Source organism: Staphylococcus sp. HMSC072B07, assembly GCF_001815505.1.
GTDB lineage: Bacteria > Bacillota > Bacilli > Staphylococcales > Staphylococcaceae > Staphylococcus > Staphylococcus simulans.
The window spans coordinates 1-13240 of sequence record NZ_KV820902.1 but is presented as its reverse complement, the minus strand read 5'-3'; the positions used below and the strand labels follow the sequence as shown (position 1 = coordinate 13240).

The 13240-nt window shown below is 30.5% G+C and carries 11 protein-coding genes; 3 read left to right on the top strand and 8 right to left on the bottom strand.

Annotated elements, in window-relative coordinates; all coding sequences use genetic code 11:
* Positions 1–81: 81 nt before the first annotated feature.
* From HMPREF3031_RS03615 to HMPREF3031_RS13650, 8 genes are all read right to left on the bottom strand, one after another.
* Positions 82–420, bottom strand: a complete 339-nt coding sequence (locus HMPREF3031_RS03615) for an SAUGI family uracil-DNA glycosylase inhibitor (RefSeq protein WP_002449468.1) — start codon at positions 418–420, stop codon at positions 82–84.
* A gap of 88 nt (positions 421–508) precedes the next feature.
* Positions 509–2194, bottom strand: coding sequence for a cassette chromosome recombinase CcrC (gene ccrC / locus HMPREF3031_RS03610; protein WP_070724610.1), 1686 nt, complete (start codon positions 2192–2194; stop codon positions 509–511).
* 229 nt (positions 2195–2423) lie between these two features.
* Positions 2424–4031 (bottom strand): DUF5906 domain-containing protein, encoded by a 1608-nt coding sequence (locus HMPREF3031_RS03605; protein WP_049369701.1) that lies wholly within the window; start codon positions 4029–4031, stop codon positions 2424–2426.
* Positions 4024–4395 carry a hypothetical protein gene (locus HMPREF3031_RS03600; RefSeq protein WP_049369699.1) on the bottom strand — a complete coding sequence of 124 codons (372 nt, stop codon included), beginning with the start codon at positions 4393–4395 and terminating at the stop codon, positions 4024–4026. The genes HMPREF3031_RS03605 and HMPREF3031_RS03600 overlap by 8 nt, the downstream gene beginning before the upstream one ends.
* Positions 4385–5518: a DNA polymerase gene (locus HMPREF3031_RS03595; RefSeq protein ID WP_049369697.1), complete on the bottom strand. Its 1134-nt coding sequence runs from the start codon at positions 5516–5518 to the stop codon at positions 4385–4387. Before HMPREF3031_RS03595 ends, HMPREF3031_RS03600 begins: the two co-directional genes overlap by 11 nt.
* Positions 5519–5609: 91 nt before the next feature.
* Positions 5610–5963 carry a hypothetical protein gene (locus HMPREF3031_RS03590; RefSeq protein WP_049369696.1) on the bottom strand — a complete coding sequence of 118 codons (354 nt, stop codon included), beginning with the start codon at positions 5961–5963 and terminating at the stop codon, positions 5610–5612.
* A 206-nt stretch (positions 5964–6169) separates the two neighbouring features.
* Positions 6170–7606, bottom strand: coding sequence for a DUF6038 family protein (locus HMPREF3031_RS03585; RefSeq protein WP_257243467.1), 1437 nt, complete (start codon positions 7604–7606; stop codon positions 6170–6172).
* Positions 7607–7627: 21 nt separating this feature from the next.
* Positions 7628–8032 carry a hypothetical protein gene (locus tag HMPREF3031_RS13650; RefSeq protein WP_257243466.1) on the bottom strand — a complete coding sequence of 135 codons (405 nt, stop codon included), beginning with the start codon at positions 8030–8032 and terminating at the stop codon, positions 7628–7630.
* Positions 8033–8646: 614 nt separating this feature from the next.
* On the opposite strand from HMPREF3031_RS13650, the gene HMPREF3031_RS03580 reads away from it, so the two are divergent.
* From HMPREF3031_RS03580 to HMPREF3031_RS03570, 3 genes are all read left to right on the top strand, one after another.
* Entirely contained in the window at positions 8647–11328 is a 2682-nt protein-coding gene (locus HMPREF3031_RS03580) for an MMPL family transporter (protein WP_002484615.1), read from the top strand.
* A gap of 23 nt (positions 11329–11351) precedes the next feature.
* Positions 11352–12296: a glycine betaine ABC transporter substrate-binding protein gene (locus HMPREF3031_RS03575; protein WP_002484621.1), complete on the top strand. Its 945-nt coding sequence runs from the start codon at positions 11352–11354 to the stop codon at positions 12294–12296.
* Between the two features lie 349 nt (positions 12297–12645).
* A complete protein-coding gene (locus tag HMPREF3031_RS03570) occupies positions 12646–13221 on the top strand; it encodes a TetR/AcrR family transcriptional regulator (RefSeq protein ID WP_070724608.1) in 576 nt (191 codons plus the stop codon).
* Positions 13222–13240: the final 19 nt, after the last annotated feature.

Genomic DNA, 13240 nt, shown 5'->3' with positions numbered 1-13240 from the left:
CATTCTGCTTTTCTTTCATGATGTCAATCACTTCGTTAATGACTGTAACAGATAGTTGAGCAACCTTGATCCAGTTCATAATTACTCGCCCCCTTTTTGTAACAAGTAGCGTTCATCAATAATAATTTGATGAGTGTCATTTAAAAATATAAAGTCTAAATCAAAATTATCTAAATAACCTATTGCTACTAATTCCTTATCTAGATAACATAAAAAAGGATAAATGCTGATTTCATGTAATTCATCATTGTAATAGGTAAAAGTATTTAAAATTTTATGTTCAAGTGGACTATTTTTAATATATTTTTCAGGTAATACATCTTCAGCCACCGCGTCTACGGTTTCACAAGCCCAAGTTTCTTGATAATTTAATTTAAATCGTTCAGTAATATAAGTTTTAAGTTGTTTGCTTAGCGTCATTATAATGACCTCCTTAATTAATAATGTGTACTCCATAAATAAAATATATATTTATAAAATGTTTCAAAATTTCTTCACTTTTGTCACTCTATAAAAGTGGTAAAAGTGATAAATTTTCAATTCTATTTTTCTTTGTGACATTTATCACAAAGTTAAATTTAGGCATAAAAAAATTCCCACAATCCTTTTTAATGGATTGTGGGAGAAGAGATTCATCTATTTTATATTTAATCAGTTTAACTTGTTTATCGGTCGTAATTTCTATAGAATCGATCAACATATGCATTAATTTATTTTTTGCTTCGGGATTTGCTTTTTTCATGTAGCCTGTAAACCGGTATAGCATCACGTATAATTGACCTTTTATTTTCTTATAATTAGGTATGGCTATATCTTGAGATGCTTCATTCATGACCTCAGCTTGCTTTAACTGTTCATCTATTTTTTCCAGTTGTACATTAAATTTATCTTGTTTGGTTTGCATCGTTTCTTTATCTATTTCTTCATCTAAATATAAATCAATCAATCGCTCTTTTCTTTTTTGTAACTTTTTCTTTTGATTCTCTAATGAATTTGTATCAATACTCATTGGCGTTTGGTTTGTCCTTTTCTTTTCCATAGCATCGATAACCTGTGTTGCAATCGTTTCGACCACATGAGGTTGAGATAGGATACGTCTTAAATGAAAATATACCACACGTTCGACTACTTCTGCCTTAATCGCATTACTATGACAAGCTGCACTACCTGCACGATTGAATAATGAACAAATGTAATAACGTTTAATCGTTCTCTTATTTGATTTCTTTGTATTGTAATATGTTCGTCTACACACCATATTATTTCCACACTCAGGACATTTGATTAACCCTCTCAACCAGAAATCGCCACCAATTGGTCGACCAGGTTTAAAACTTTTAGCAGCTAACTTCTCATGTGTTTTATCGAAAATCTCTTCATCAATAATCGCTTTGTGCTTACCTTGAACTAATATCACTTTACTTTTATCATTTTTACCACTTCGTCGTTCCACTGCCCAATTCTGATAATTATTAAAACGTACGTAACCTTTATATACGGGATTATTTAGAATATATTTCACACCATATACACTAAATGGTTTTTTATTTATTGTATGATAGCCCTGTTTATTTAAATAGTTCGCAATTGCTTTTAACCCTTTATTTTGATTTAAATATAGGTCAAAAATTTGTCTGACTATGTTGGCTTCAAATTCGTCAATGACAAGTTCATTTTTTCCCGTTAAAGGATTAGGTCTTAAAACATAACCTAATACTCTGCCCGTAATAGCTTCACCTTGTTTCGCTTTTGCATTCATTCCCATTTTCACATTACTGACAATGGTTTCTCGTTCTATTTGTGCGACTAACCCAAATGCTCCTATCATCATTTCGCCATTTTGTGTTGATGTATCAATATTTTCTGAAATAGAGATATAATAAGCGCCGCCTCTTCTAAATTCATAAATAATATTTTGTATATCTCGATTAGAACGTGAAAGACGATTAAGTTTCCAACTCATCACAACCTTAATTTGTCGGTTTTCTATATCTTCTAATAATCTTTTCATTCCCGGTCTTGCTTCGATATTCTTACCAGAGATACCTTCATCGCTATAAATTTCATATTCATCATCCGGAAATATTTGCTTTACTTTTTTAATCAGTAAGTCTGCTTGTTGTTGAATAGAATAGCCTTGTTTCAATTGCTCTTTGGTACTCACCCTTGTGTAAATAGCTATCTTCCGCTTCATATTACATCATCCCTTACTTTTTATTTCAAGGTCTTGCTCAACCTCAACGTTATAATATAAATTTATTTTCTTTTTCATTACATTTTTTTATCACTTTTATCACTTTGAGAAAGAGATAGGTTCAAAAATGAACCTATCATTCAAAGTGCCTTCACTCACTTTTATGACTTCAATCTTTCTTCTATCATAGGCAATAAAATTTCTACAAAAGCATCAAGTTGTTCTTCATTCATAGCTCGTCATCCTCCTCTGGAAGCCAATCATCTTGATCATCTTCATAAATCGACTCACTGATTTCTTTATCATTCGGGATAATATTGTTTTCTTCTTGGATCGTTTTCCAATCTAAGCCAACCCAACATTCATATCCATTATTAAGTACGGTATCAGTATCAAAATTTAACTTCACGAGTTGTTTGATATTTTGGCTACTTAAACTCATCTTTTTCTTTATTTGATTATTTAAATCAGATACTTTAAGTCGGCTACTTTCTTTTTTAATTATTGTATTTCTAAGTAATTTAATACATTCTTTTTGCTTAGTTCTTGATATATTAGACTTATCCATGAATATATAACCGAAATTAAGCCAATCATGAGTCAATTCCGTTACTTTTTCATTTTCAATTCTGCCAATATCATCAATCATCATTTGTTTATATACATACATTAAATATAAAAAGATATCTTTCTTCTCACTTTTTAATTTGTCATTTAAATTAATATCAGCTTTTTCTACGTAATAATCACAAGGTATAACAGCAATTCTTCGCTCCAAAGCTTTCGCATGTTCTGGAGGGAAATTCAGTACAGCATTTGTATTAAACAAAAGTTTTAAATCTAATGTTACTTCTACTTGTGTGAGCCCTTTACGATCAACATGTATGGGTTCTACTGATAATAATTTTTTGAAATCATTAACGGTTTTTTCGTCAATTCTTGCTTTCCCAATTTCATCACTTGCCATCAATCGCTTACCAATTAAACTTTCTTTATCAAATCTTCCACCCAGTTCGTTTAACGTCTTAGAAACGACATCTTGCCGATAGAAGAATGATCTCATTAACTTGATATATACAGATTTGCCATTATTTGCTGTACCATAAAAAATTAGTCCTCGTCGTAATTTACGATTTGATGTGAGTAATACAGCCGTATGACGAATTAAAAATTGTTGTAAATTAGCATCAAAATTAGCTAATTCTGATATATATTTATCAAAATGAGGAGGTATAGATGAAGTGATACTGTCACTTTTATCTAGTTCTACATCTAATCGTGTTTTCGGAAAGATATCGATTGAGTTATTAGTGACTTGAAACTGTTCTAAATCGAATAAATAGCGATGACAACCTATATATCGTTCATCTTCTACCAATTTATCTATATCTGCGGATTCTTTCATGCCATCTATGACACTCTTCAATTCACTTTGGGTAGGCGTATAATCAATTAATATAACCTGAATAGTTTTCCTAACTATACTTCTTAATTCACTATCATCTAGCTTTTGCCATCCTTCTTTTGAAAACATAAATAATTTTGACTCAAAACGTTTAACATTCAAAATTTGTGTAGCCATTTGAACAAGGTCAGTATCTTTAGGTTTATTTTTTATACCGTAATAACCGTAAATATTTGAACGATAATTAATATCAGTGCTTATTTCAAAGTTCAATTCTTCAATCAATAAGTTATATATTGCTTTAGCTTGGGGCAAATCTTCCTCATTATCGCTTGTATTTTGTGATTCAAGAAGTGCAATCAGACCATTACGGTCGATTGCCTCCTTATTTTCACTTAATAATTGTTTTGCTAATTTCATCGTATTATTCATTTACTTTATCCTCCATCATATTTTCTAATGGTGCTACATCACGTACAAAATAACTACCTTCGTATTCATCAACAAGTATTAAATGTTCATGATCTATATAAGAACCATATTTAGTATGACTAGGACTATAATTACTATGGCGTTCTAGCCACTGAAAAATAGAAAGTTGATTATCACTAGGGTTTAAAGCAATACTTCTTCGAATATTATATATTTGACCATGTAGAACTACTTCATAAGTAAATACATGCTTGTCCTCTTCATAATTTGATGGTTCAACAGAATACAATTTTGCAACGTAAATATTATCTTTAACTAGCGCTGATGATGGTATTGCTAAATTTTGTCCTCTATTATTTATCATTATGATTTCCTCCCATTTGTTCAATTGTGGTATGAGCAAAGTTATCTCCAAACAAGTGATTGGCACTTGTTTCCATTAACTGTCTAACACGCTCTGCAACTTCATCTGTATTACACTCAATCATAATAGCATCGTGAATTGGGAGCATAATTCTGAAATCTTTTTGATCACACTGATGCTGATATACTTCCTCTAAGATATTCTTAAAGATATAACTAGAAGCTGTTTGAATATATAGCCCCATAATACTGCTTCCATGGCAATGCTTCATATCGTGAGTAATACCATAAGGCATCTTCATTATCTTTTTATTATCAATTTGTTCTTTTAGCTTGATTACATTGCTAAACTTGCTCATTGCTTTATTCCATTCATCTTCTGATATATATTGATTCAATTTAAATTTGTCGTTCATGTAATTTCCACCAAACAAGAATGAACCTATGAATGCACGTTTCACAAGCTTACGATGAGTTGCTGGAAGAGATAGGTTATTGAGTAATGTGTCATATAAACCTTGACTGCCATTTAGATACTCTTTTAAATGATTATCATCCGCCAAATAAGCTACGACAGAAGGTTCAAATGATTTAAAATCAATGATGAACACTTTTTTAAAATGATTAGGTAGTATGAGTTGTTGAACCTTTTTTGGTAAACCTTGAACGTTAAATTGCTTAGTTGTAATACGATGAGTCCGTGTACCAATTAAAGAAATTTTAGTATCCAACTTTTGGTTACCATCAATGGCTGATTCTAGTGCATTGAAGTTTTTATCTAATTTTTCCCGATGACTACCACTTTTAGCTTTATTTAAAAATTGAGTTTTTACTTTAGACAGCATTTGAGTGTTTAATTTAAATCCATTAGCTTCTATATCTTGTTTTAGAGGAGCTAGTTCCTGATGAATATGAACATATTTGTCTAACTCAGTTTTATCCTCTGGAGCAAGATCGTTACACTTTTCTGCTGAAGAACGAATAAACTGCTCCTTTAATTTCAAACATTCTAATTGATCTGATTTAAATTTAATCAACCACTCTTGCGTTTTAGTACTTTCTGGTAAAAGCACTATTTTCATTTTAAAATTTTCTGAATTTTTACTTTTACTATTATTCATCATCCTGATACATTCTCCTTCTTTTATCTATTTAATAATTTAATTTTAATAAGATGGTCTCAATGCTATTATTAAGCATTGAGACATGTAATTTTTATCTTTTAAATATTTTATATTTAATGTTGTCCTCCTCACCTAACTCATACAAAGAGCATCGACATTCAAAATACAAATCAAAAAGATGATTAATTACAAAAATTTCCTCGTCGTAAATATCTGAATAAACATCGTCACCAATTTCATCTAATATACTATTGCAAGAAAAATATGATCCTCTTGGTAGCATAAGCCCTGTACCAATCATTAAAGTAAGAAGTGAATTAGCACGCTCACTTAATTGGAATACAATATTAGAGCTAAATCCATCGGGAAAAACAATCTGACCTTCAAATTTATGTTCACTTTTACTTTCACCATACTGGTGAGTTAATCTAACTTCTTTACACATTAGGCAACTCTCCTATATCAAAATTAATTTAATTCAATTCCCGGGAATTGATATAAGCAACGTTGCTCGGTTATTATCATAATCCATATTTTTTTATTAATCAGGAGCATATCCAAAAGTCATAATTAGGGGGGAGCGATTAGATAAATTTAATTTTTTAACAAAAAAAGACAAACCTTGTAACAAGATTTGTCTCATACTTAATTTTAATCAGTATATTTACTGCTATTATATAATTCTTTTTTTATTTTTAAATACATTAATTCTTTTACTAGCTCGCTTATTCTATCTGTGAATATATTAGTATTTTTAAGTTTATAATTATAAATTTCATTAGTTACTAGTGGTTTTCCATTAATATTATCTCTATTAAATATACTTATTTGTCGTTTCATACTTCTAAGTTCTTTAAGAAATGGATGAGTATAAGACGTATATTGATTATGATTATGTATATCTTTTTTTAAGAGTTGTAAACCAAGATGATCGATAGCTTGATTTAGATGATTTATTCCTTCTTGAATTTCTCTGTCAGGAGTAAAAGATTGAGTACTGCTAATAATATTTTCCAAAGAAGACTGTGCAAAATATTCCTTTGAATAAAGATTTTTAGCATCTAAAAATTTTTTATTATCTGATTGAAGGGTTTTTAGTAAAATTTGATCAATAAAAGGTATCTTGAAATTATATTTATCAATAAGTACTTCTTTTGTATTAATAGAAGTATTTGATGATGTATTTATTGAATCAGTATCTTCTTCGATTATTTCATGTTCATGAGCTATACTAGAGTAATTAATAAATTCATCATATAAGGCATTAAAATCATCACTTTTACCACTCAAAATTAATTCTTTCAATGAATGATACCCAGATACTATATTATTATCACAAGTGATAATCGAATCATCATTACTTCTCAAACTATTAATAAATTTATTATAATTTTCTTTTTCATCTTGATGCTCAAATAGCACCTTCTCAATAGCACTACTTAATTTCTGATATAAAATAACATTTTCATAAAAGTTACTTTCTTTCACTGCATTAAAAAATGTAATTAGTTTTTTTTCTAGAATATCACTTTCTACCGCTAAACGTTTCATAGTTTGAAAAGAAAAATCTGTATCTAATACTTTTTTTAGTTTTCTGAATTCTATATCCTTTACTTCTTTTATTCCTAATTTAAAAAAATCTTCGAATTCTTGTGCATTACTTTTTGACATAGATTCATTAATAGCATCAATATAATCTATATTATTAGGGGTAGTAGGTAAGGGATATTTTTTTAATAGTTTTATAAGACTACTTAATATTTGATATTCCAAGGAGTTAAAATTGTAATTGAACTGATTATTTTCTGCCTTACCATGATAATTATCCGGTTGATATTTTGAAATGTCTATACCAAATATCTTGTAAAGTAGCTTCATTTGGTTGGTCATAGTTTTTTCAGATAAGCCAACTTTTTCACGAACATGTAATTTTTTAAATTCCATATCATCACTTTTATTACTTAAATAAAAATAACCGACATTGGTTCCCTCATTTTGATTTATATTTATATAAAGTTTTATATATATAATAGATACAAGTTGATGAGCTTTCTTTTTCGTTTTATAATTTTTAAATAACTTTTCCAATTCATTAAATAGTTCATTCTTTTATTCATCATTTAAACTAGTTTTCTTTAAATCTAATAAAATTAATTCTTTAATATTAAGAACTTCCTCAATCTTAGTTTGCATTTCATTAAGTTCTTTACTTTTGAGTTTTATCTTTATTTTTTCATTATCAATACTTAATTTTTCATATTGAATAATAAAATTATTGTATTTTCCAACTTCCCTTTGTAACCTTCCTAACTCATTAGTGGTAAATTTCGAGGTAAGATTAAATTCTGTTCGTTCTAATTTAATATTATAATCCCTTAAAATATTATTTATATTGGTGATAATTTGCTCATCAATTGGTACTACAAATTGAAAACCTCTTTCTTCCTTGTCTGAATTAGCTGAATTTGATATTTTAGAATTTTGCTTATTTAATGTCCTTTCTTTTTTACCCATTTAGCTTTCTCCTTAATTAATCTATTTTATATATTCAATTAAAAAACTACTTAATTTAATACTATGATTTCTCTTTTATTAAATATAATGTATAAAATTATATTAAAAAATAATATATGTAAATAGTACCATATATTGACTATCAAAAAATGAATGTTGAAAATAGAAATGTCTTGCTGACTAAGATAATTCAACATTTTACTTATAGGCGATAAAACAAATGAAAGGTTCTGTTGCAAAGTTAAAAATCATGTAATATTTATACTGAAAAACGAAAAATAATTAATACTAACAAAACTCTTTACTGTTAAAACAATATTTGCTTTTATAGTTTTGTATAGATGTGCATATAATTTTAACTTTGCAACAGAACCTTTTCTTATATATCCCCTTAATACACGCTATTTTAACCGACAATTTTTCCAAAGTGTTGCATTTTCCAACGACGTAAAACTTTTAATGGTACCGAACGTGGGTATAACTTGTTACATTATCAAATGTAACATTTTAAATATGCTTAATTTGAGGTATCGATTTAATGTAATTGCTCACAAATCATCAACACACTACCCATACTTTAAGCGATATAAATTAATGAAATAGGGGGAAATGTCTTGGCAAAGCTATTATACAAACTAGGAAAATTTATAGCTAAGAACAAATGGCTAAGTGTTATAGGATGGCTTGTTATACTAGGTGTCATTATCACGCCATTAATGATAAACTCACCGAAGTTTGACAGTGACATCACTATGAACGGCCTTAAGTCATTAGACACAAACGATAAAATTAGTAAAGAATTTCATCAGGACAGTGAGAAGGCCTCGATGAAAATAGTCTTCCATTCTAATAAGAATGATGGACTCAATAATAAAGATACTAAGAAAGATATTGAAGATGCTTTAGACAATATCAGACAAAATGATGATTATATCCAAAATATCTCTAATCCATATGACAGTGGACAAGTTAATGATGAAGGCGATACTGCTATCGCTAATGTAAGTTATGTAGTTCCACAAACTGGATTAAAAGATTCTTCTAAACATATCATCGACAAAGAATTAAAAGATGTAACTGACAACCACAATGTGCAAATTGAAAAAACTCAAGGTGGCGCTATGAATGCTGAACCTGGTGGTACATCAGAAATTGTCGGTATTGTCGTAGCATTCGTAATCTTACTTATTACCTTTGGTTCACTTATCGCAGCTGGTATGCCAATTATTAGTGCAATCATCGGTTTAGGTTCAAGTGTTGGTATCATCGCATTATTAACATATATCTTTGATATTCCAAACTTCACTCTTACACTAGCTGTAATGATAGGTTTAGCTGTTGGTATTGACTACTCACTCTTTATTCTATTTAGATTTAAAGAACTTAAGAAAAAAGGTGTCGATACTGTAGAAGCTATCGCAACAGCAGTGGGTACAGCAGGTAGTGCTGTAATATTCGCTGGTCTTACAGTTATGATTGCTGTTTGTGGTTTATCACTTGTAGGAATCGACTTCTTAGCGGTTATGGGATTCGCTTCAGCGATTAGTGTGTTATTTGCGGTATTAGCAGCATTAACACTATTACCTGCCCTAATCAGTATCTTCCATAAAAGTATTAAAATTAAAGATAAACCATCTAAAAGTAAAGACCCTAAAGATCATCCTTGGGCAAAATTTATTGTTGGTAAGCCAGTTATCGCTGTTATTGTAAGTTTAATTATTTTAATTTTAGCTGCTATACCAGTCAGTGGCATGCGTTTAGGTATTCCAGATGATAGTTTAAAACCAACTGACTCATCAGAATACAAAGCCTATAAATTAATCTCAGATAATTTTGGCGAAGGTTATAACGGACAAATTGTCATGTTAGTAAATACAAAAGATGGTGGAAGTAAAAGCACTATCGAACGTGACTTAAATAATATGCGTAGCGATTTAGAAGACATTGATAATGTTGATACAGTTTCAAAAGCACAACTAACCGACAACAACAATTACGCATTATTCACAATCATTCCTGAAAAAGGACCGAACTCACAGTCAACAGAAAATCTAGTATATGATTTACGTGATTATCATAGCCAAGCGCAAGAAAAATATGACTATGGCACTGAAATTTCAGGACAAAGTGTTATTAACATCGATATGTCAGAAAAACTAAACAACGCTATTCCAGTATTTGCAGGCGTTATCGTTGTATTAGCATTCTTCTTATTAATGATTGTATTCCGTTCAATCTTAGTTCCATTAAAAGCAGTACTAGGCTTTATCCTTTCATTAATGGCTACACTAGGTTTCACAACATTAGTCATTCAACATGGCTTTATGGGTAGCTTATTTGGTATTGAAAACACAGGACCATTACTTGCATTCCTTCCAGTAATCACAATTGGATTGTTATTCGGACTTGCCATCGACTACGAGCTCTTCTTAATGACACGTGTACATGAAGAATACAGTAAGACTGGCGACAATGATCATTCAATCCGTGTAGGTATCAAAGAAAGTGGACCTGTTATCGTAGCTGCTGCACTTATTATGTTCAGTGTATTCATCGCATTCGTCTTCCAAGATGACAGTGCAATTAAGTCAATGGGTATCGCATTAGGTTTCGGTGTGTTATTCGACGCATTCGTCGTACGTATGACATTAATTCCAGCATTGACGAAACTCTTTGGTAAAGCTTCATGGTACCTTCCTAAATGGTTAGGTGCAGTATTGCCAAACGTTGACGTTGAAGGTAAAGCTTTAGAAGAAGATAAACATCACGACACATCTTCTGAAAAAGGTCATGTCAACGATAAAAATAATGAATACGCTAGACAAGACAAAGATAACTATGTTTATCAAAATGACAAACGTAACCACAATCGCAATTATAATGACGAAGATTATAACCGTTCTGTGCATTTAGATAATCATCATGACCAGCATCATCGCCAACATCATTATGATAATCAACGTGATGATATCGACTATGAATCACTTTATACTCAAGATGGCGACCATACTCATCATGATGAACGTAATTATAATGATCGACACTATCAAGACAATTACGATAGTAACGATGATTATCGTCATAACAATCATGATCATCAAAATGATAACCATGATTATCATGATTCAAATTTCGATAAAACAACAAACTTATACAAAGAATTAACTGATAGCAATATTGATCAAGATGTATTGTTCAAAGCATTAATGTTATACGCTCGTGAAAACAACAAAGGTGTTTACGATAGATATAACCGATCATCTCAACATCGTCATGATGACGAGCTTAGAGACTAATATTAAAAAGGAGGAAACACGTTATGTTAAAACGACGTAGTTCGAAATTCTTAGGACTACTAGCTACACTAGCCTTAGCCATAGTGCTAAGTGCTTGTGGTAATAGTGGTAGCAGTAGTGGTTCATCAGACGATAGTCAAACATCACTTGGTAATAAAGAAATCGAAATACCTTATATCGCGAGTGATAATTCAACACCACGTTCACTAGTTATAGCAGAAGTATTGAAAAAAGCAGGTTATGATGTAACAACTACACCAGTAACAGCAAGTGGCCCGTTATATGCTGCTGTATCAGAGAACTCTGATTCATTCCATGAATCAGGTATCTTCCCTACTACTGATAAAAGTTACTATGATAAGTTCAAAAGTAAATTAACAATTTATGATGATAAACATTTAATTGATAACGCAAAAGTAGGTTTAGCCGTGCCTAAGTACGTGCAAGATGTCGACTCAATTAGTGACTTAAAAAACAGTGACTTCGGAAAATCTGTAGATTGGACAATTCAAGGCACAGACGCACGTAATGGCGTTATGCAAGAAACTAAAGATGAACTTGATAGTGACAACTTGGATAAATATAGCTTGAAAGAAAGTTCTGACCAAGACCAATTCAAGAAAATTCAATCTGCTTTTAAACAACAAGAACCTATCGTCTTCACAGCAATGGAACCTAGCTGGTTCTCTAAAGAATTAGACGTTAAAATGTTGAAAGATCCAGACAACATTTATGGTAATAATAATCAACATATTGACTTAGTATTTAACAAAGACTTTAAAGAAGCACATCCAGCTGCATACACAATTGCAACACGTATGGCAGATGATTGGAGTAAATCTGACGAAGACAAATTAGCTAAAAAAATCTTTGTTGATAACAAAAATCCAGAACAAGTAGCTAAAGACTATGTAGATGATAATGATAATAAAGTAGATGAATGGTTAGAAGGTATTGAGACTAACTAATTACAAAGTTAAGAAAGACAAATAAAGAATATGCTCGTTTGGTGTAGCATATTTAAAACTCATAATGCAAATTTACAGTAGCAAATCGAGTTGAGAAGGCGCTTAAGACAAACTCTTCTCAATCGTAGCTATTATTGCGAGGGGGTGAAACTAAACTCAGTTTCGCTCCCACTTTTTTATATCGCTCCTATAGTATTAAACGTTTCAAATAACTTATTTACTCTTTTTTTATAAACAAATTTAAACGTAGTATCAGTTATTATGTTTGGAAAAATCAACTTTATTGTGATAAATTACTCTTATTACGTCAGGCTATCTGACTAGATTAAATAAATAGGAGAATCAGATAATGCCGTCAGCAAATCAAAAGCGCATGATTAAACATATTCATGAAACAGTGTTTATACTTTTACATGATTATCATTTTGATGAAATCACGGTTCAAAAAATATGTGATATTGCAGAAATCAACCGCAGTACGTTCTACAGATACTTCCAAGATAAATATGAATTACTCTACACTTTACCTGACTTTATTACACAACAAATTATAGCTAAAGGTGACACATCAGCAGACATTACAACCCCTGAATCATTTGAAGACTTTATCTATTACATTGGTAATAATAAAAAGATTTTTAAGCATCTATTAGTTTCGTCTCGACAGGCAGATGTATTTAGAAGTTTAACGAATGTGAGTCGCGAAATGATGTTAAATAACTCAACTCGTAAGCGTAACCCCTTAGCGCAAAAGATTAGAGAAAGTAAACATCCTGAAATTGTAGCTGACTTTTACAGTAGTGGTGTAATAGAAGTACTACGACGTTGGGTAGAAAATGACTATAACTATACAGTTGAAGAAGTGTTTGAAACATTAAATAATGTGCTTGAAACGGTTCTGTTGCAAAGTAAAAAATATAGCTAACCACTAATTTATCATGTCA